The sequence below is a fragment of the Kolteria novifilia genome (assembly GCA_007748055.1).
Taxonomy (GTDB): Bacteria; Planctomycetota; Planctomycetia; order Kolteriales; family Kolteriaceae; genus Kolteria; species Kolteria novifilia.
This window is the reverse complement of record CP036279.1, coordinates 1,815,473-1,835,236: the sequence shown is the minus strand read 5'-3', so window position 1 is coordinate 1,835,236 and position 19,764 is coordinate 1,815,473. Positions and strand designations below refer to the sequence as shown.

Sequence of the window (19,764 nt, the reverse complement as noted above, 5' to 3'; positions counted from 1 at the left end):
ACCCGACCTGACGATGCGACGCGATCTGCCTGTTTTACCATTTCCGCGTGGAAGCATCCCGTCCGAGCAACCGCGTGAAGGCCCATGCCGTGACGTGGAGCTGATTCGGCGACGCCATCGAGGCGGCGCCACGAGCGTGCCCCTACCTATCTTTCGCACTCGAACGCCGTGCCATCGAGCTGTCAACATGGCGTCACTTTGCCCAAATCGACGATCGAACTTTTTGTCGTTTGAGACGCTTGACAGGAAACCGGCGCGAATTAAGGTTTAGCCCGCTTGACGCTCGTCGGGCACGGGAAAGACGGTTCGGGGCCGTTCGTGCTGTTGTTCGGGAATCAATGCGGGGGATGTGCAGATAGGGAAATCTCGCACCGAAGAGGATCCGCATGAATCGAGGAAATATCCTTCTACGAGTTGATGGATCGGCTCACGAAGGTCTCGGGCGTGTCGCCCGCTGTTTGGCTTTGGCGAATGCCCTGCAACGCCGTCGCTATCAAATGACATTCATCTCGCAGATCGACAACCATAGTTGGCCCGATCGTGTTCGTCGCTTCCGCCACGCGGTCGTGCGAACCCAAACCGGCGCCGGCTCTCAAGACGATCGCGAACAACTGATGCGAGAGATCAACTCCCGCAATCCAGTCGTCGTCATCACCGACTCGCCGGACATCGATGAGTCGTATCTCGCCGAGGTTTCGTCTCGCGTTCCGTTGGTCATCAACTTGGATGACGCCGCGAAGCGATCCTTCTCCAGCGACGTGGTGATCAATCCGTTGATGGGGCACACCGTCGACGACTACCGGCTCGCGCCCGGCACCCAGCTCCTTTCGGGTCAGCGTTACGCGATGATCCGCTCGGAATTCCGCCGAGCTCGTAGCGTTCGCGGCACCGAACCGGGTGGTCCGACCCGGGCCCTGGTCGCCCTCGGCGCCGGGGAGGTCGTTCAAGACACGACCCGTGTCGCCAAAGCCCTTCTCAAGACCAAACAGATCGAGCGCGTCGACGCCGTCATCGGCACCGGCCAAGAGGGTCGCGACGAACTCAATGAACTGCTGGAACAGTTCCCCGATCGCTTACACATCGCTCCCGATGTTCGCGATCTGGGGATGCGGATGTCGAAGTCGCACTTGCTCGTCGCCGGGGGTGGCAACACCGCCCTGGAAGCTGCTTGTGTCGGCATTCCGATGATCCTCGTCAGCCGTCACGGCTATCACGCCGCCAACGCCGATGCTCTCGAAGACGTCGGGTGCGCCTATCACATGGGCGGCCACGACAAGTTCGAGCCGGGCCGCATCGCCGAGACGGCCATCATGATCCTCGAGGACAAATTCGAGCGAAAGACGATGAGCCGATCCGGCCGAATGCTCATCGACGGTCGCGGTCCCGATCGTCTCGTGACGGTGACCGAGATTCTGCTTCGTCGTTCGCGTCAGTACAAGCAGGTCCTCGCCGCCGCGGCGTAGTGCCTCCCACCTTTCGACTCTCCAAAGGGAGCGGCCAAGCGGTCGCTCCTTTCTTGTTTCGCGTCTCTTCTGTCTCAAAACATCCGGTACAATCCAAAGGGACAGACTGGTGTTGGCAGCGTCCTAGCCCTTCGTCACCGGCTGACAAGCAGCAAGTGGGGGCGAATTTGCAACAAGCGTTACGGCGCGGTTCCAACTTTCCGAATCACGGCATTGGCGCCGTGCTTGCTCAAACCAAAGCCGTCGACCAAGAACGCGACGACCTCTGGAACTTTGGGTTGGAACACTCTCTCGCCTTTCAGCGAAAAAAACGGTATTCGGAGGCCACCAACCAAACCCCGCTCCTCATCGAAGGTGTAGGTCACGTTTCCTAAAGAACTGCGACATAGCCACACCGACGGCTGACTCCGACCTCCAGACATATTGCGCCGAAGAATCGAAACGAGACCGCCATTCTCCAAAAACTCCTGGATCTCCACTTCGGTCAACCCAGTGACTGGCGTTGTGTCCTTCACGAGCTCGTCTTCCGCTCGCATAACGACGTCAGGCTCATCTGGGTCGTTCGGGATTTCCACCATGAACAGATGTCGCCCGCCAACCCCTATGGGACCGCGGTCCTCAATGACGACCCCTCCCACTACCCGGGTCCCCAGCGGAACTCTCACCTTTTGGCCAACGGTCACATTTGTCATGACTTGCTCACCATGGGGAATTTCCCGTCACATCAGCCAAATGGTCTCTCAAGATTCTATCAAACGCCCTCGCAAGTCCGCGGCAGGTGCTTCTCCACTCACGGACCTGCCGCAATGTCAGACTGCCTACCCCACCGACATTGGCGGGCGAAAAGTCATGGTGCGCGACCGCGTTTCGCCAACCGGTGAGAGATCGCAAACGATCATGCCACGTCTCGCCGTGCGCGAACTGTGTCCTAACCTCGTCCCAAAGGACGAGACCAAACCGATTAAAGTCACTGCCCACATTGCTCGGATTTGGATTGCCGTGCTGGAGTCTTCGACCTCTGACGCAAAGGTCGCGAACCGCTAGACGAACCGGTTGGCTCGGAATCGCCGCCACCCAATGATCACTGCATTCATCATGGAGGTCACGGCAGAACCCCTGAAACTCGGCTGACAAAACCACAACGTAGGTATGGTTGACCTGCTCGGTCGTGAACCGCCGACCCCTTCCTCCTCCACCGACACGCCAATGGAGTTCCTCCATGAAATCAAGCCTCTCCGCACGGGATTGAATCCAAACGGAGAGTGCATTTGACGACATCAGACAAGCTCGATTGGATTGGTGAGGAGACTTTTACGGCTCCCCCCATCCTACATTGATGATCCCATCAGCAAAGCGTTCTCACTCCACATTCGCAAGACAAGGCGCAAAAACGACCAAAGGCCCGCTCATCTTTCGACAAGCGGGCCTTTTGGATGAAAGCCGGCACAAACCTACTCTCGCACCGGTGGGCACTACCATCGGTTCCAAGGGCTTAACGACCGTGTTCGGAATGGGAACGGGTGTGGCCCCTTGGTGTTAAGCACCGGCAATACGGTGCGTCGCCAAGGTGGTGGCGACGTGACTTTTGGGTCAGTGTGTCAAAATGTTCGTAGTATCCTTGAGAGATGAATCAAAGTGGCCAAGCGGTCGACCGTTAGTACCGGTTAGCTAAGACTGTTACCAGCCTTACACACCCGGCCTATCAACCTGGTAGTCTTCCAGGGGTCTTCAGTTCCAATGGAACAAGGAAGCCTCATCTTGGGGTCGGCTTCGCGCTTATATGCCTTCAGCGCTTATCCGGTCCGGACTTCGCTACCCAGCGGTACCGCTAGCGCGATAACTGGGACACAAGAGGTCCGTCCATCCTAATCCTCTCGTACTAAGGACAGAGCCCCTTCAAGCTTCCTACGCCTACGACAGATAGGGACCGACCTGTCTCACGACGGTCTAAACCCAGCTCACGTAACGCTTTCATTGGCGAACAGCCAAACCCTTGGGACCTTCTCCAGCCCCAGGATGCGATGAGCCGACATCGAGGTGCCAAACCTCCCCGCCGCTATGGACGCTCGGGGGAGATCAGCCTGTTATCCCCGGAGTACCTTTTATCTGATGAGCGACGACCCTTCCATTCGGAATCGCCGGATCACTAGGACCAACTTTCGTTTCTGCTCGACTTATCAGTCTCGCAGTCAAGCACCCTTATACCCTTGCGCTCTTTGCCCGATTGCCAACCGGGCTGAGGGTACCTTTGTACTCCTCCGTTACTCTTTGGGAGGAGACCGCCCCAGTCAAACTGCCCAATTAGCACTGTTCCCCACCCGGCTTCACGGGATGGGGTTAGAACTCAAGTACGATCAGGGTGGTATTTCACCAGTGACTCCACGAAGACTGGCGTCTCCGCTTCATCGTCTCCCACCTATCCTACACAGACAGCACCTAAGCCCAATACTAACCTACAGTAAAGGTTCACGGGGTCTTTCCGTCTTGCCGCAGGTACGAGGTATCTTCACCTCGACTTCAGTTTCACCGAGTCCCTCGTGGAGACAGTGCACCAGTCGTTACGCGATTCATGCAGGTCGGAACTTACCCGACAAGGAACTTCGCTACCTTAGGACCGTCATAGTTACGGCCGCCGTTTACCGGGGCTTCGGTTATGAGCTTCATCCGAGGACTAACCCTTCCCCTTAACCTACCGGCACCGAGCACGCGTCACACCCTATACGTCCTCTTGCGAGTTCGCAGAGTGCTGTGTTTTTAGTAAACAGTCGCCAGTGCCACTTTTCTGAGACCCCCAGCAGCGCAAACCACCAGGGGCACCCCTTATCCCTAAGTTACGGGGTCATTTTGCCTAGTTCCTTCACGAGGGTTCTCTCGAGCGCCTTAGGATTCTCACCTAGCCTACCTGTGTCAGTTTTAGTACGGACGCGGTAACTTCCCTTTGGAAGCTTTTCTTGGTTGATCATCAAATGACTTCCGGATCATAAGCGCCGTCCACCTTGCGGTGCGTGGATTTCTAGCCCCACTGCTCACTATCCGATCAACGTCCCTTCCATCAGCATTTACCTACGGTGCAGGAATATTAACCTGCTGTCCATCGACTACGCCTTTCGGCCTCGTCTAAGGATCCGACTAACCCTGGGCGGAATTGCCTTCCCCAGGAAACCTTAGGCTTTCGGCGAACAGGATTCTCACCTGTTTTATCGTTACTCGTTCCGGCATGATCACTTGCACATCGTCCACGAGTCGTTGTCCGTCTCGCTTCAACCTAGCGTGCAACGCTCTCCTACCACCCATAAATGGGTCCGCGGCTTCGGCTTCTTGCTTAGTCCCGTTCATTATCGGCGCAGAAACGCTCGACCAGTAAGCTATTACGCACTTTTTAAATGATGGCTGCTTCTAAGCCAACATCCTGGCTGTCTCAGCATTTCAACTTCCTTTTGCACTGAGCAAGAATCTGGGACCTTAGCCGGCGGTCTGGGCTGTTTCCCTCTCGACCGTGAAGCTTATCCCCCACGGTCTCACTCCCGGAATAGTCGCCATGGTATTCGGAGTTTGGTTCGGATGGGTAGGCGGGTAGCCCCCCATTCCGATTCAGTCGCTCTACCCCCATGACGTAGTGGTCCGAGGCTAACCCTCAAGCTATTTCGGAGAGAACGAGCTATCACCTGGTTTGATTAGACTTTTACTCCTCCCCACAGGTCATCCCCCAATTTTTCAACATTGGTGGGTTCGGTCCTCCACGCGTTATCACACGCGCTTCAACCTGCCCATGGGTAGATCACCAGGTTTCGCGTCTACCGCCCCTGACTTTGCGCCCTATTCAGACTCGCTTTCGCTACGGCTCCGTGGCTTAACCACTTAACCTTGCCAGAAACGGTAACTCGCCGGATCATTATGCAAAAGGCACGCCGTCACCCTGGCCAATGGCCATAGGGCTCCGACAGCTTGTAAGCGTACGGTTTCAGGTTCAGTACCTCCCCTAATAGGGGTTCTTCTCATCTTTCAGTCGCCCTACTTGTGAGCTATCGGTCGCTAGAGAGTACTTAGCCTTGGAGGATGGTCCCCCCAGATTCAGACCACGTTTCACGTGCATGGTCCTACTCGGGTACCGAGCACCAACTTTCTTTCCTTCGCCTACGGGACTATCACCCTCTATGGTCGGCCTTTCCAGGCACGTATCGGCTAGATTCCAGTTGGTGTATGCTCGGCCCCACAACCCCGCCGGCACATGGCCGGCGGTTTGGGCTATTTCCCGTTCGCTCGCCGCTACTAAGGAAGTCGCTTTTGCTTTCCTTTCCTGGTGGTACTGAGATGTTTCACTTCCCACCGTTTGCCACGCCTACCTATGGATTCAGTAGACGCTAATTCGGGAACCCTGGATTCAACGCTTGTTTGACAGCTCAACCAGGATTTTCGCAGCCTTCCACGCCCTTCATCGCCTTCTAGCGCCAAGACATCCACCGTACGCCCTTAGTAGCTTGGCCACCTTGATTCATCCCTCCGACCAATGGCCGAACGAACTCTCTTGGCGGTCAACGCAGTATCACAGGCCCTTTTGCTTGCCCGTGACACCTATTGCCAATCCAACATCCTAAGGACACTACAGAACATTTACATTTGTGGGTGATCCCGCCTTTTGACGTCGCCATCCCCGAAGGAACAAACGACCCCTGCGACGGCGGCATCACCACCAGACACACCTAACCCAATTGTCAAAGATCAACTTGGCCTGCGGAACAATTGTCCCGGAACGCCATGCCAAACAGTGTTCAGCAGCGGAATTTCACGCGAGTGAAAACCCGCTGCCAGTCACTTAACTTGGCCGCCCCACTTCGTTTGCGGGAACTTTTCTTTCTAGGAGAGAAGCGATCCGAGTCAACCGAAGCGAAAGTTTTTTTAACTGTCCGTCTCGGCGGGCCGCTTCAGCCCCTCAAACCAACTCTCACCGCAACTCTTTCATACGAAACGAGTTGCGATCGTCCATGGAGAAGACCGGGATCGAACCGGCGACCTCTGCCTTGCAAAAGCAGCGCTCTCCCAGCTGAGCTACTTCCCCTCGAGCTTCGCTGTCTCAGTGGGCGTACTTGGATTCGAACCAAGGACCTCATCGTTATCAGCGATGCGCTCTAACCAACTGAGCTATACGCCCCGAGGATTCCCAGCGTTGGATGACCGTTGCGTTGGGCTCTCAAACTCAGTGAGCCGCACCAAGCAATGTCATCCGGAGCGTCATTTTCTATCTCGGGAGTGACCTGAGTCAACCAAGTCGATCCGATCGGACGTCCCGATTCGTCGCAACATATTGTGTGGAAAGGATGAACATTTGCGCGGAATCGTTCAGATCCCTCGCCCCGAGCCCTCGAATCCGGGTTTTGCGTGGGGGAGCAAGAGACGCTACCATGGCCTCCTTGGCCTACCGGCGACCATGCGAAAGGAATCCTCCGTGCGCATCCTGCTCTCGATTTGCTTGACCGTCCTCCTCCTTCTGCCACTCGAGAAGGCTCTCGGTGCCCCCGAGGGTGCCCCAAGACCGAACATTGTTCTGATCGTCGCCGACGATTTGGGCTACGGAGACCTCCAGTGCCAAGGCTCCAAGGACATCAAAACCCCGAATATTGACACGCTTGCCCGCGATGGGGTTCGCCTAACCCAGTTCTACGCCAACCATCCCGAGTGCACGCCGACACGCACCGCGTTGCTGACGGGACGCTACCAGCACCGCGTCGGGGGACTTGAGTGCGCCATCGGGACGGGGAACGCCGGACGCTACGACGACGCGATGCGTTTGGCGGCGAAGGGCGAACTTGGGCTACCGCCAAGCGAGACGGTCTTGCCGTCAGCCCTGACGAAGGTAGGCTATCGCGCGGCATCCATGGGCAAGTGGCATCTCGGCTATCCCGAGAAATTCCGCCCGCTCCAGCATGGGTTTGAGACCTCGTTCGGTCCATTGGGCGGCGGCGTCGACTACTTCCATCACACGGAGCCGGTGGGTAATTTCCTCGGCGACGACCTGCCCGGCGATCACGTCTTGGCCAAGGACGACAAGTCATTCGAGGAAGAGGGTTACCTGACCGACTTGATCAGCGCGCATGCCGTCGAATGGATTGAGCAGCAAGAGAAGGGCAAGCCGTTCTTCCTTTACGTTCCCTACACCGCGCCCCACACGCCCTACCAAGGTCCGGATGACTACCGTTCCGAGAAGCTCCAGGCGGAGGAATGGAACAAGGGAACCCGAGCCACATACGTCAAGATGGTCGAGGCGATGGACAGAGGCGTCGGCGAGATCCTCTCGGCCCTGAAACGAATGGGATTCGAGGACGACACGCTGGTGATCTTCTTTTCCGACAACGGCCCGACCAAGCTCGGCGACGCGGGAGATCTTCGCGGCAACAAGGGAAATGTCTTCGAAGGCGGCATTCGCGTCCCGTGCCTGATGAAGTACCCCGGCGTCATTCCTCCCGGCAGCGTCAACGACCAGCCGACGATGAACATGGACCTGACGCGTTCGATCGTTCGCCTCGCCGGCGGCTCCCCCCTGCCCGGCAAATCCTTCGATGGCATCGACTTGGTCGATCACGTGGTCTCGGGGAGCGAACCGTTTTCGCGCGATCTTTTCTGGCGAGCTCGCCGGGGCAACCGGACGCGATGGGCCGTGCGCAGCGGCAACCTCAAGTACATCCGCCTCAAGACAGGCGATCAGCAAGAGGAGTATCTTTTCGACCTGGCGTCGGATCCCTCCGAGTCGACCAACCTTGTCGCCGACCGGCCACGGGACGCGGACCGCTTGAAAAAACTCCTGAAGATGTGGGAGACCAAGGTCCAACACACGCGTGGCCGCGGCACCGAGACCGCGCGGCGCTGACGCGTCGTCGCCGTCCCAGCCGCGCCTTGTTGACGGCAAATCTCTCCGCGCCAAGCCCCCTCTTGGGATTCCTGGCAACCGGCTCCCGTTGGGCAGCACTCGTGAATGATGCTGGGTTATTGCCCGTACGACCGGCGTCGCTTCTCGGCCGCAATCGCCTGAACGCGACAAAGCTGTTCCTGGAGACTCGCGAGCATCTCCTCCGTCGAGGAGTTCGGATCACCTTTCCAGCGTTCGAAGTGAATCCAGATCGGTCCGGCCGTGGGAAACGTCCGGTGACGCGGCCAACACTCGAACGCCCCGGCGATACCGGCAATGACGACGGGCGCCTTCGACTTGCGAGCCAGCAGCAAGAATCCGGGCTTCAACGCTCCCACCGCCCCATCGCTCGTCCGAGTACCTTCCGGATAGAGAACGAGGGCTCGCTCCTTCCCCAGGCACGCAAGCGCGGTGCGAATCCCCGCCGTCGCGTTGCCGTCACGTTCGATCTTGATGGCGTTGAGGGCTTGAATGAGCCGGCCAAACAAGCGGTTCTTAAAGAGCGTGGCCCGCGCGAGATAGCGGATGGGCCGGTCGACACTCGTCCCCATCAGGACTGGATCGAGAAAGCTCTGGTGATTGGCGATGATCAGCAGCTTTCCCGAGTCAAGTACGCTATGGGTCCCACTGACGCGCAAGGGAAAGAAGATGCCCAAAATCACTCGGAACAGAGACTGAGTGGCTCGGTAGATCAACGGGTCGATGTATCGCTCGGCGTGCACCAACGGCTCTCCCATGACGAAAAATTGTCCTTGTTCCGATCGTTCCGAACATCCCACGATGTCGGCATGAGGGCGACTTGACTCTTCCGCCAAGCCAGGAGGACTGGATCCGGCACGATGAGCCTTGCATCGCGGAACGCCGCAACACGGGATCACCACCAGGTTTCTGCCCAATTCTCTGACATCCCCGCCTAGGTTGGTCGCAGTGTTCCTAAAAGGGCAATTCCAGCCCCTGTTAAAGCCGTCAACGCAACTCAAGCGACCTCATAGAGTTAGAAATATGCCATCGCGATACTTGTTTCGGCATATGGCTTGCTTCCCTTCCCTGTGTTTATAAGCAACCTGGGCGAGGTTCGTCGATGAAGGCTTTCCCACCCGGCGCGAGTAGGTCAATACGTTACCGATCGACTCAAGACTAAAGAAAGGGAACTGAGCAGTGACGCCTAGAGAGGTTCTTGCACTCATTCGGGAAAAAGAGGTCAAATCCGTCGACCTCCGATTCATGGACTTTCCTGGCATCTGGCAACACTTCGCCGTGCCTGCGGAGACCATTTCCGAGGAGACGTTCGAAGAGGGCCTCGGGTTCGACGGTTCCAGCATCCGTGGATGGCAAGCCATCAACGAGAGCGACATGCTCGTGATGCCCGACTCGCACACCGCGATCATTGATCCGTTCCTGAAACACACCACGGTCGCGATGATCTGCAACATCCAAGATCCGCTGACCAAGGAAGACTACACCCGCGACCCGCGCAACGTCGCTCGCAAGGCCGTCAACTACGCCAAGTCGACCGGCATCTGCGACACGGTCTACATGGGACCGGAGTCCGAGTTTTTCGTCTTCGACGACGTTCGCTTCGATCAGAACGAGCACGAAGGCTACTACCACCTCGACAGCGCCGAGGGTCAGTGGAACCGCGGTAAGATCGAGTCGCCGAACCTCGGCCACAAGATCCGCTACAAGGAAGGCTACTTCCCCGTTCCGCCGTCCGATTCGATGGCCGATCTCCGCACCGAAATGGTCTTGAAACTCATCGAGTGCGGCATCGAGGTCGAGGCCCAGCACCATGAGGTCGCGACCGCCGGCCAGATGGAAATCGACATGAAGTTCAACGAGCTGATCAAGATCTCCGATCAGCTCCTCTGGTACAAGTACGTCGTCAAGAACGTCGCCCGCTCCTACGGCAAGACGGCGACCTTCATGCCCAAGCCGGTCTTCATGGACAACGGCAGCGGCATGCACACGCACATGTCGCTTTGGAAGGGTGGCGACCCCCTCTTCGCCGGCAGCGGCTACGCGGGCCTCAGCGACATCGCGATGTACGCGATCGGCGGCATCCTCAAGCATGCCAAGGCGATCTGTGCGTTCACCAACCCGACGACCAACAGCTACAAGCGACTGGTGCCGGGCTACGAGGCTCCGGTCAACCTCGCTTACAGTCGCCGGAATCGTTCCGCGGCCGTGCGGATCCCGGTCTATTCGCCGAGCCCGAAGGCCAAGCGGCTCGAGTTCCGCTGCCCCGACAGCTCCTGCAACCCCTACCTGGCGTTCTCGGCTCTGCTGATGGCGGGCCTCGATGGAATCCAGAACAAGATCGACCCGGGCGAACCGCTCGACAAGGACATCTACGACCTGACGCCAGAGGAACTCAAGGAGGTGCCGCAAGCTCCCTCCTCTCTCGAGGAAGCTCTCGACAACCTCGAGAACGACCACGAGTTCCTCCTCAAGGGCGATGTCTTCACCGAGGACGTGCTCAGCACCTGGATCTGGTATAAGCGGGAGAAGGAAGCGGATGCGATCCGTCTTCGTCCGCATCCCTACGAGTTCTGCCTCTACTACGACATTTGATTCGCTTCCCCACGGCCTCGTGCCGTGGCGGGCTTATCGCAGTTTCCCAAGGGCCGGTTGTTCGCCGGCCCTTTCTTTTTGCGCGCTCCCGCGAAAACCACCTGTGCTTTCCCTCTTAGGTGCCTTGTTGCCCGTTTCTTGGGTGCCATGCTCACGCCTGCGTGAGCATGCAGAGAGGGCTCACGCCTGCGTGAGCATGCAGAGAGGGCTCACGCCTGCGTGAGCATGCAGAGAGGGCTCACGCCTGCGTGGGCATGCGAGGGCTCACGCCTGCGTGAGCATGCAGAGAGGTTAACCAGTCCAACCTTCAGAAGACCCGGCTAAAGAGTAGATACCGCAGCACCAACCCGTACCCGACGCCGATAGCAAAGGCCATCATGTTGTGCTGGGGAACCACGGCGAGGATCACCAACAAGACGATTGTCGCGATCACCAGCGCGACGAATTTCGTCTTGTCGAACGCCCGGGGAGCCTCCTTCGCACCACTCTCGCCCCCCGGTTTGAACGGATTGAACACGTTGCCCCCTTTTCGGATCCAATTCGCGGTCCGTTGAAGCCGTCGGCCTCGCTCCTCATAACGAATAGAAGAAGGATCGTTGGCGCCGACCTTCGACCGGTTTCCTTCCGAGACTAACCAAACACCCACTTGTTGAGTCACCCAGATGCCAGAATTCACCGACCAAGTCGCCTTGATCACCGGCGCAGCCCGAGGAATCGGAGCAGCCGCCGCGAAAATCTTCGCCCAAGCGGGCGCCGCGGTCGCGGTGACCGACATCGCCGATGCCTCGGATGTCGTCGCTGAGATCAAAAACGACGGGGGACGAGCCGCCTTTTTTCCCTGCGACGTGACCAAGCCGGACGACGTCGATGCGGTCGTCAAAAAAACGATTGAGGAATTTGGTAGACTCGACGTGGCGGTGGCAAACGCCGCCTTTAGCGATCGGGGGCCCTTTCTCGAGATGGCCCTGGAGGGCTTTCAACGCACGATCGACGTGACGATGTGGGGAGCTCTTCACACGGTCAGGGCGGTCTCACGATCCCTCGTCACTCAGGGCGAGGGCGGCGCAATCGTCGTCATCGGATCGAATCACGCGGAGATTCCCGACCCGGGGGCGATGGCTTACAACATGGCCAAAGCGGCCGTCGACAGCATGGCCCTCACCGCGGCGGCCGAGTTGTTCGACCACCGGATCCGCGTCAACATCATCCATCCGGGTTGGGTCGACACTCCCGGCGAACGAAAGTTCTACTCGGAAGCGGAACTGGAGAAAGGTGGAGCGGGACTCCCCGCGGGACGGCTCTGTCGGCCGGAAGAAATCGCTCGCGTGGCGCTCTTTCTCGCCGATCGCGCGTCCGAGGCGATCAACGGAGCGATCTACCACGTCGACGGCGGCATCAGGCTCCCTCACCAACCGCGCCATCGCTAGGCGACGCGCCAAGACCGCCCTCAAGGATCGTTTTGGAGCCGTTTTCGACCAAATTGCGCCGAAATCGCTTCAAATTCGTCAGAAAAGAGACCAAATCCCGCCTGTTTTCGTCGAAAGCCGACCAAATCAGGCAATATTCAGCTCAAGAACGTCCTCGTCGGCGTGTTCCTGCATCCGCCTGATGGCTTGCCGTTGGAGCTGACGAACGCGCTCCTTGCTCACCTTCAGATCGTCGCCGAGCGCTTCGAGCGATGTCGGCTTCTGCCCGTCGAGTCCGAACCGCCGAGTGACGACGAAGCGCTCTCGGCTGGGTAGCGACTCGAGCAGTTTCCCGATCGTGTTCTCAACTTCGTCCTTGTGATCGTAGTCGGCGACACTGTCCTCGATCGCGATCGGAATCGACCCCTCCATGTTGCCCCGATCGAGGCTGACGGTCGGATTGAGGACGTGCAGCAGTTGCTTGAGCGAGCGGGGCTTGCCCGGAACGCGCTCCTTGAGCTCGACGTTGCTGGGGGCCCGTTCGTGATGGTGGGTGAAAGCGGCTCGCTCGGCCTCGACGCGTCCCAGCAGCGTCTGATCGTGGGCCGACAACGACACCAAGTGCGATTGGCGAGCGCGGATCTGCTGCATCGCCTCGCGGATGTACCACGTCGCGTAAGTCATCAACCGCAAGCCGCGCGCGGCCTCGAAACGGTCGATCGCCTTGAGCAGTCCGCAGACCCCTTCCTGAAAGAGATCCTCCTCCGACACCGCGGATTGCCGCTGCGAACGGGCGAGTTTCGTCACCCAAGGCAGATTCGAGAGGACCAGCGTGTCGCGAATCCGGGTGTACTCGGTCAGATCGGTTTCGACCTTCTTGACGAGGGAGCGTTTCAGTGTGGAACGGACTCGGTAGAAGTAAGTCATGATCTGGTCGAAGTGATCGAGTTTGACATCCTCGGGTGCTTGCCGAAGGACGGGCGCGACGGTGCGCTCGATCCGAGCACGGATGACATCGATCCGAGCAACAAGTTCGGCCTCCTCGTCGGGAGTGAGAACGGCAATGCCCCCATTGAGGGCATAGGGGGAAGGCATCCGATCGTCGGCGATGGACAACTGTTGCGAAGGGAAGCTTTCGCGAGACCGCGCAGATCTCATGGCGACTCCTTGGCCGGAAGAGGAAGATTGATCCCTCAGGACTCCAGGACCACGCCCGCGGATGGCGTCTGGGCGTGACCCTTGGTCGTCGCCCAGCGAATCAGCATTAACTTTGTACTGATTCTAGACCCCGGAATGCGCCCGTCAATCGCTATTTGTGAAACTTTTCACAAACACCTGCCGGGCACCTTTCGACACGACTGCCTCACCCCGAATCCCTTGTGCCACCTTCGCACCGTTGACTCGAACCCTCCCCGCTCTGCCTAAAAAGAGGGCACGGTTCATCGATGATCTCCCGAGGCGTTCCTACTCCCCTTCAGAATCGCCCGATGACTCGAAACTCCATGATTCCAGCAGAATTTGCTGCCTTCGTCGGCGGGCGTCAAAGTCGAACGGACGTCCCGTCGACTTCACCCCCTCCTGAACTAAGTGGCATAACGTGTCGCGAAAGTACGACAGCAACTCCCGTTCCGTCAGTTTCCTGCCTGTCGCGTTGGCAATCGGAGCCAAGAACTCGACACGTGGGTGCTCGTCCGTGTTCAGCGTCCCCGCTGCGTCAAACGACCAATCCCCAATGAACAGATCCGCCAACGACGAACTCGATCGCAAGAGCGGATCGCGCTCGACGTGATCTCGACGGAAGTGCTCCAAGCGTTCATCGAGCCCCGCCGCGTCCAAGTGAATCACGTCATTCGATCCCACGAGGGCGATCACCGGCCACCTCCCATCGAAGTTGCCCCACCACAACGTCACGTGCGGAAAGACCGCCGCCATGCTGTTGGCGATCATCTCGAACTCGCGTTGGCTCACTTGCCACAAGGCGATCCACTGACAAAAGAGCCCCCCCGGAGCCAGTCGCGCCCGGGCGCTCCGGTAGTGCTCCACGGTGTAGAGGTAGCCGGTCTGGCTCTCCCAAGGCACGAAGAGGTCCGACACGATGACGTCGAACGTCTGGTCCGACAGGAGCAGGTGATGACGCGCGTCGTTGACGTGGACCTCGACCCGCTCGTTTTCAAGAAGGTCCCCGTTGGATCCAGCGAAATAGCCGGCCGCCTCGACCACCTCCGGAATGAGCTCGACCACCTCGAGCCGTTCGATTTCGGGATGACGCAGCCCCTCGCTGGCGGTGATTCCCGTCGCGAGCCCGAGGAAGAGCACCTTTCGCGGGCTGGGGTGAAGCAGCAGCGGGATACGCCCTTGCCGCGACTCGTCGGTGAAGCTTCCCGTCGAACCCATCGAGTAGAAGATGTTCTGCCGCAGCCGACGCGAACCGGTTTTCTCGTTGTCGACAACGTCGATCCAGCCATAGGGGCTTCGCCAGCCGCGCACGACGCGTTCGTGTTTCTCCACGATCTGGCCCCGTTCGGGAGCGAAGATCGCTACGAGAAGGACGCCCCCCGCGGCTCCCGCGACTCCCCATCGTGCCGGACGACTCCACGAGCCAAATCGGGTCGCCAAGCTCACGAAGAGAAACGCGACAACCAGGAACCCTCCCCACAGCCCGAGCCACGGGAGGATCACGAAACTCGCCGCCAGAGCGCCGAGGGCTCCCGCCAACGAGTTGATCGCGGTGGGACTCCCGATCGCCACTCCGAGACGCGAGTTGCCCCGATGCAGTGCCGACCAGCAAATCGGCAGCAGCATCCCCAGGAGCGTCGACGGCACCAGCACCACTGCCGCGACGACGCCGAGCACGCCGGTGGCGTAGACGACCAGCCCCCCGCGCGGAGCGACGTAGTCGAACCGAGTCACGAGCCAGAAGACCGCCAACGAGACGGGAATCGACACACCTGCCGCCAGGCAACACCAGCGGGCCAGCCGCTCGGCGACGACTCGCTCGAGTAAGCACGCGGCGAGAAAGGCTCCGACCGCCAGCCCCAGCAGAAAGACCGCGAGGATCGCGCCGAAGGTGTAGACGCTGTTGTGCAGGACCATCGCGAAAAGAGCCGTGTACGCCACCTCGAGGACCAACGCCCCGAATCCAGACGCCGCGACCAGCCACAGCCAGGGGCGCGAGTCATGCGAGGACGGCGTCGGATGAGGCTCGGCCACCGAGGCGACGGCAACGGGCTCATTCGCGGAAAGGAGCCAAGCCGCAACTCCGACGAGGGCCGATATCGTCGCGGCGAGGTAGCTGCTGGAGGTGACACCGATCCAGAGGATGAAGACGAAAGTCGCCAGCACGACACCGACGACAGCCCCCGCCGTGTTGGCGGAGTAAGCGATCGTCGGCAACCGCAAGCTCTCCTCCCGGCCACGCCGCCAAAGGTGCTCGGCCAAGAGCGGAAGCGTCGCCCCCAGCCCGATCGTCGCCGGCAGGAGGATCAACGACGCCGCGAGAAAACGAGCCGGTTCGCGCACCCACTCGGAGGAGTGGTGAATCAGCGGCACCACCGGCGAGCGAGAGATTCCCGCCAGCAGCAGCGGGACCAGGAGAGCCCAACCCGCGACGAGAAGTTCGACCCAGCCGTACCAACGGAGCGGACGCTTCAGTCGTGGGGCGAGTTGCCCCGCGAGGAGATAGCCGAACGTCAATCCGCAGAAGTAGCCGAAAAGAACCACCGCCGCCGCCCGGGCCGTATGCCCGAAGAGCAACCCGATCTGGCGTGCCCAGGAGATCTCGTAGATCAGCCCGGCCGCTCCCGACAGGAAAAAGAGCAGGCAGAGGAGCATCACTCGGAGAGGAGAAGAACTTGGCACCACGCTCTGCTCCGAAGATGATGCTTCCGAAGCAACACAATCGTTCGAGTTCGACAACGAATCAGGATCTCCGTGTACGCTTTAGTTCCCCTCTCCCCGTGGGAGAGGTCGCCATTTGTTCCCCTCTCCCCGTGGGAGAGTTCGCCACTTGTTCCCCTCTCCCGATGGGAGAGGGGTTAGGGGTGAGGGGATTCGTCTTTCAACGAACCACTTCGTTACCCAGATCATTTCGTCCCCTCACCCGGCTCGCTTCGCTCACCGACCTCTCCCACAGGGAGAGGTCAGGAAGAGGCGACGCTTCGAGATCCTTCAACCCGTAGGTCAGGCTACTGCCTGACACGCACGACGATCGACACTCTCTCTTGTTCCCCTCTCCCATCGGGAGAGGGGTTAGGGGTGAGGGGGCTCACTCCGCCGAATCGCCTTGCTTCGCCCGCCGTCGGGTCTCCTCTCGCCGACCGTGGCAGAAGACGGACCTGGCATGGGGACGAGGCCACGCTCGACGAGGAAATCGGCCACGAGCTGCCCCTGGCGATCAGCCCCGGCGGCATTCACGTGCCGACCGTCGCGCCAGAACGCGGGATCGACCGGCATCGCGCTGGCCAACTCGAGCAGCGGCGCGTTCCGCTCCCCGGCGACCAAGCGGATGACCTCGTTCGCCTCGACCACCCCGCGGCGATAGTGCGGCGTGGCGATGTAGTCGCCCTTGGCCGGACACGAGGCCCAGGTCGCAAGGACGATCTCGATCCCGTGAGCCCTGGCGACGCCGATCATCGATCGCAGGTTGCGATCGAAGTGGATGGGCGGATTGCGATCGAGGGCCCGCATCGGATCGCCGCCGATGCGCTCGCTCGGCCCCGATAGGCCCGGATCGCAGGTCGGCGCACGGACGTAGGAGTCGACCCCCGGCAAGCGCCACAAGCCGACGAAGTGTCCAACGACCCGCGCCAGGCACGAATACCGACAAAGTCGCGTCTCGATCGGCGGCGTCCAATGCTGGCGACGACCGCTGTTGTCCGCGGCGTAGGCGTCGGGTCGGACCAGCCGGCAGTGCACGTCGTTGACGCCGTGGTAGACGATCACGAGGTCGGGCTCGAGGTCGAGCACGCGATGCTGGAGGTTGCCCAACGACTCCCACGAGTTGTACCCCGGGCAACCCGCGTTGATCACCTCGATGTCACCGCGGCCGGTCCTTTCCCTCAGGTAGTGCTCCACTCTCGCGGGATAGGTCGCCTCGTCGCGGTCGATGAACTCGCCATAAGTCGTCGAACCTCCCAACGTCACGATGCGTAACGTACCCGGAGGTTTTGGCTGATTGATCTCCTTGCCGCGATAGCCCAAGGAGTTGTGCGACATCATCCCGCGGTGGTAGTTCGGCTGCGGCACATAACAGAGGTAGTGGTGCGGACGATACTTCGCGGCTTGCGGGAACTCGCTGGGGACGGCGAACTTCGGATAGTGCTCGGGACCGGCAACAGTGTAGAGCCATCCGCGCGCCAGCAGTTCGCCCAGGGCGAGCATTCCCAGGAGCGGAACGAAAGCGAAGACGACGCGGCGTTTCCAGGTGATCGGCATCCGGGGCTCCATCCCGAGTCGGGGCGTGAGAACGTCATCGTTGTCTCTACCTCAGGGGAGTCGATGACGCGAGCCCAAGTCGCCGTGGAGCGGCCGCGACGCCGGGCGCCGTCCCTTGATCAGCCCTGGGCTGGGTCTATCATTCACGGACGGACGACGGGAGAATCCAGCCGCGGAACTGGGTTTCTCCGCCCATTGATGAATACTTGGTGAACGCCGCGCCGAATCGTTGACTTCGGCTTGTTCGACTGATACGGTCGACGCGGTCCGCTGGGGCGGCTGCTCAGCTCGCTAAGCGGCGAAGCACATCAATTCCAGTCTTCGCGTCCACGCGTTCACGGGTCTGTTCTTTTGGCCAGGGGAGACACCATGAGCTATCAGTTTCCTGATGCACTCCAACGGATCGTCTCGAGCCGCATGAAGACCGGCAAGTATCGAGATGAAGACGAGTTGCTCCTTGACGCCTTCCGGGCCCTCTCCGACGAGGAGGAAGACATCGCCGCGATCAACGAAGCGATCGGTGACTGGTCGGCCGACAAACCCGGCAGCTCCCGTGGCAGCGTCTTTGAAGCAATGATCGAGGGACAGGACCTCGCGGAGGGATAAGTCGCGGCAAGCGGCCCTACTCGCGATCGACGTTCCCGCACACGGACGTCGCCCCCCTCTGGCCGTCGATAAGACGCGGCGGCCCTTGTCGCTCGCAATCTCCTACACTACCCGGAATGCCATTGGCTGCGTGTCAGCCATCGACGACGAGTGAGAACTCGCAAACTGCGGCACATCCCTTGTTCCCTGGCAAACACGCGAATGGACTCACGTCATGCCTCCCGAAATCATCTATCACGCGGCCAGCACGCTCGACGGCTTCATCGCCACCCCTACCGGTGGCGTCGACTGGCTCGGGCGGTTCGAGCAGCCCGGCGACGACAACGGCTTTAGCGACTTCTACGCCACCATCGACGCGATCGTCATGGGCAGCGCGTCGTATGAGTTCATGCTCAAACTCGACACGTGGCCAATGCCCGACCGTCCAAGTTGGGTACTCACCCGTCGCGAACTTCCCATTGCCGATCCGTCGGTGACACTCACCCGACAAGAACCCGACGAGTGGGTCGAGTCACTCGCCGACGAGCACGAGCGGATCTGGCTGATGGGCGGAGGGAAACTGGCGACCTCGTTCCAAAAGAAGGGACTCATCACCGAGTACGCGATCGCCGTGGTGCCGACCTTGCTCGGCGCGGGCATTCCCCTCGTCGACGCCGCCCATCCCCTCGAGGAACTGAAGCTCGTCGAGTCGAAGCCCTACCCCAGCGGCATCGTCTGGATGCGCTGCCGCCCGTTGGGAACACCCAGCGGTTCGTAGGCTTCCCATGGACTCGCGATGACAACGGCCAGCCGGTGCGCCGGGATCGGCCTAGGAAACGGGGTTCTCTCTCTTCAGCTCTCCTTGGGGGGAGGTCGGCGAGCGACGCGAGCCGGGTGAGGGAGTTTTCTTCCTGGGCGGTAGCCCCGCTAAACCACCATTCTCCGCATGCCCACGCGGGCGTGGTGCCTGGTGGTACCCGAAGTGACCATCAGCCGGAAACCGTGATTCGACCGAATCGCTCACTCGGCGTTGATCATAAAGTCGGCGGTGGGTGGGAAGAACTCGCGGAGCACCGCTTCGGCCTCGGGCGCGAGCTGGGCTTCCGCGAAGGCGTTGTCCATCAACTCGAGCCAACGCTCGCGGGCGGCGGGAGTCACCTTGAAGGGGAAATGCCGACGTCTCAACCGCGGATGACCCCGTTCGCGGATGTACTTGTCCGGGCCGCCGAAGCGATAGATGAGAAAGTCGCGGAGACGCTCCTCCGCCCCGTCGAGATCATTCGCCGGATACATCGGCCCGAGGAGATCGTCGCTTGGCACCTGCTTGTAGAAGGCCGCGATCAGCCGGCGAAACCCATCCTCGCCGATCATGTCGTAGACCGACTTGCCCGTTCTTTCTGACATC

Annotated in this window: 13 protein-coding genes, 2 tRNA genes and 2 rRNA genes; 6 read left to right on the top strand and 11 right to left on the bottom strand. The window is 60.1% G+C overall.

Features of this window, described 5'->3' with window-relative positions; translation table 11 throughout:
- Positions 1-386: 386 nt before the first annotated feature.
- Positions 387-1,463, top strand: a complete 1,077-nt coding sequence (locus tag Pan216_RS06775; protein ID WP_145256608.1) for a PseG/SpsG family protein — start codon at positions 387-389, stop codon at positions 1,461-1,463.
- Between the two features lie 179 nt (positions 1,464-1,642).
- On the opposite strand, the gene Pan216_RS06770 is transcribed toward Pan216_RS06775, so the two are convergent.
- The 5 genes from Pan216_RS06770 to Pan216_RS06750 form a co-directional block, all read right to left on the bottom strand.
- Entirely contained in the window at positions 1,643-2,155 is a 513-nt protein-coding gene (locus tag Pan216_RS06770; RefSeq protein WP_145256606.1) for a hypothetical protein, read from the bottom strand.
- Between the two features lie 746 nt (positions 2,156-2,901).
- Positions 2,902-3,011: ribosomal RNA gene (rrf, locus tag Pan216_RS06765) — 5S ribosomal RNA — on the bottom strand.
- 87 nt (positions 3,012-3,098) lie between these two features.
- Positions 3,099-5,947 (bottom strand): 23S ribosomal RNA (locus Pan216_RS06760).
- A 499-nt stretch (positions 5,948-6,446) separates the two neighbouring features.
- Positions 6,447-6,519, bottom strand: a tRNA-Ala gene (locus Pan216_RS06755).
- A 19-nt stretch (positions 6,520-6,538) separates the two neighbouring features.
- A tRNA-Ile gene (locus Pan216_RS06750) sits at positions 6,539-6,612 on the bottom strand.
- A 294-nt stretch (positions 6,613-6,906) separates the two neighbouring features.
- Here Pan216_RS06750 and Pan216_RS06745 point away from each other — a divergent pair.
- Positions 6,907-8,325: a sulfatase-like hydrolase/transferase gene (locus tag Pan216_RS06745; RefSeq protein WP_419193341.1), complete on the top strand. Its 1,419-nt coding sequence runs from the start codon at positions 6,907-6,909 to the stop codon at positions 8,323-8,325.
- 116 nt (positions 8,326-8,441) lie between these two features.
- Here the strand turns inward: Pan216_RS06745 and Pan216_RS06740 are convergent, their stop codons facing one another.
- The gene (locus Pan216_RS06740; RefSeq protein WP_145256602.1) at positions 8,442-9,101 is read right to left on the bottom strand and encodes a lysophospholipid acyltransferase family protein; all 660 of its coding nucleotides are present in this window, start codon (positions 9,099-9,101) and stop codon (positions 8,442-8,444) included.
- A 421-nt stretch (positions 9,102-9,522) separates the two neighbouring features.
- Between Pan216_RS06740 and glnA the strand changes: the two genes are divergently transcribed.
- Complete coding sequence (glnA, locus tag Pan216_RS06735) at positions 9,523-10,935, top strand: type I glutamate--ammonia ligase (protein WP_145256600.1); 1,413 nt, start codon at positions 9,523-9,525, stop codon at positions 10,933-10,935.
- Positions 10,936-11,242: 307 nt separating this feature from the next.
- Here glnA and Pan216_RS06730 read toward each other — a convergent pair whose 3' ends face one another.
- Positions 11,243-11,452, bottom strand: coding sequence for a hypothetical protein (locus tag Pan216_RS06730; RefSeq protein WP_145256599.1), 210 nt, complete (start codon positions 11,450-11,452; stop codon positions 11,243-11,245).
- A 145-nt stretch (positions 11,453-11,597) separates the two neighbouring features.
- Here Pan216_RS06730 and Pan216_RS06725 point away from each other — a divergent pair, with 145 nt between their 5' ends.
- Positions 11,598-12,362 carry an SDR family NAD(P)-dependent oxidoreductase gene (locus Pan216_RS06725; protein WP_145256597.1) on the top strand — a complete coding sequence of 255 codons (765 nt, stop codon included), beginning with the start codon at positions 11,598-11,600 and terminating at the stop codon, positions 12,360-12,362.
- A 126-nt stretch (positions 12,363-12,488) separates the two neighbouring features.
- Here the strand turns inward: Pan216_RS06725 and Pan216_RS06720 are convergent, their stop codons facing one another.
- The 3 genes from Pan216_RS06720 to Pan216_RS06710 all read right to left on the bottom strand — a co-directional run bounded on the left by Pan216_RS06720 (position 12,489) and on the right by Pan216_RS06710 (position 17,774).
- Positions 12,489-13,499 (bottom strand): sigma-70 family RNA polymerase sigma factor, encoded by a 1,011-nt coding sequence (locus tag Pan216_RS06720; RefSeq protein ID WP_145256594.1) that lies wholly within the window; start codon positions 13,497-13,499, stop codon positions 12,489-12,491.
- A gap of 306 nt (positions 13,500-13,805) precedes the next feature.
- Positions 13,806-16,202, bottom strand: coding sequence for a fused MFS/spermidine synthase (locus tag Pan216_RS06715; protein ID WP_145256591.1), 2,397 nt, complete (start codon positions 16,200-16,202; stop codon positions 13,806-13,808).
- A gap of 387 nt (positions 16,203-16,589) precedes the next feature.
- Complete coding sequence (locus Pan216_RS06710) at positions 16,590-17,774, bottom strand: SGNH/GDSL hydrolase family protein (protein WP_419193340.1); 1,185 nt, start codon at positions 17,772-17,774, stop codon at positions 16,590-16,592.
- 369 nt (positions 17,775-18,143) lie between these two features.
- Between Pan216_RS06710 and Pan216_RS06705 the strand changes: the two genes are divergently transcribed.
- Both Pan216_RS06705 and Pan216_RS06700 read left to right on the top strand, forming a co-directional pair.
- Positions 18,144-18,380 carry a hypothetical protein gene (locus tag Pan216_RS06705; RefSeq protein ID WP_145256586.1) on the top strand — a complete coding sequence of 79 codons (237 nt, stop codon included), beginning with the start codon at positions 18,144-18,146 and terminating at the stop codon, positions 18,378-18,380.
- 214 nt (positions 18,381-18,594) lie between these two features.
- Positions 18,595-19,137, top strand: coding sequence for a dihydrofolate reductase family protein (locus Pan216_RS06700; protein WP_145256583.1), 543 nt, complete (start codon positions 18,595-18,597; stop codon positions 19,135-19,137).
- Between the two features lie 242 nt (positions 19,138-19,379).
- On the opposite strand, the gene Pan216_RS06695 is transcribed toward Pan216_RS06700, so the two are convergent.
- The gene (locus Pan216_RS06695) at positions 19,380-19,763 is read right to left on the bottom strand and encodes a globin domain-containing protein (RefSeq protein ID WP_145256581.1); all 384 of its coding nucleotides are present in this window, start codon (positions 19,761-19,763) and stop codon (positions 19,380-19,382) included.
- Position 19,764 lies beyond the last annotated feature (1 nt).

Excerpts from the sequence above, each read along its gene's own strand:
- Pan216_RS06775 (WP_145256608.1), top strand. The coding sequence starts at position 387 with ATGAATCGAGGAAATATCCTTCTACGAGTTGATGGATCGGCTCACGAA.
- Pan216_RS06770 (WP_145256606.1), bottom strand. The coding sequence starts at position 2,155 with ATGACAAATGTGACCGTTGGCCAAAAGGTGAGAGTTCCGCTGGGGACC.
- Pan216_RS06740 (WP_145256602.1), bottom strand. The coding sequence starts at position 9,101 with ATGGGAGAGCCGTTGGTGCACGCCGAGCGATACATCGACCCGTTGATC.
- Pan216_RS06725 (WP_145256597.1), top strand. The coding sequence starts at position 11,598 with ATGCCAGAATTCACCGACCAAGTCGCCTTGATCACCGGCGCAGCCCGA.
- Pan216_RS06720 (WP_145256594.1), bottom strand. The coding sequence starts at position 13,499 with ATGAGATCTGCGCGGTCTCGCGAAAGCTTCCCTTCGCAACAGTTGTCC.
- Pan216_RS06710 (WP_419193340.1), bottom strand. The coding sequence starts at position 17,774 with ATGCCGATCACCTGGAAACGCCGCGTCGTCTTCGCTTTCGTTCCGCTC.
- Pan216_RS06705 (WP_145256586.1), top strand. The coding sequence starts at position 18,144 with ATGAGCTATCAGTTTCCTGATGCACTCCAACGGATCGTCTCGAGCCGC.
- Pan216_RS06700 (WP_145256583.1), top strand. The coding sequence starts at position 18,595 with ATGCCTCCCGAAATCATCTATCACGCGGCCAGCACGCTCGACGGCTTC.
- Pan216_RS06695 (WP_145256581.1), bottom strand. The coding sequence starts at position 19,763 with ATGTCAGAAAGAACGGGCAAGTCGGTCTACGACATGATCGGCGAGGAT.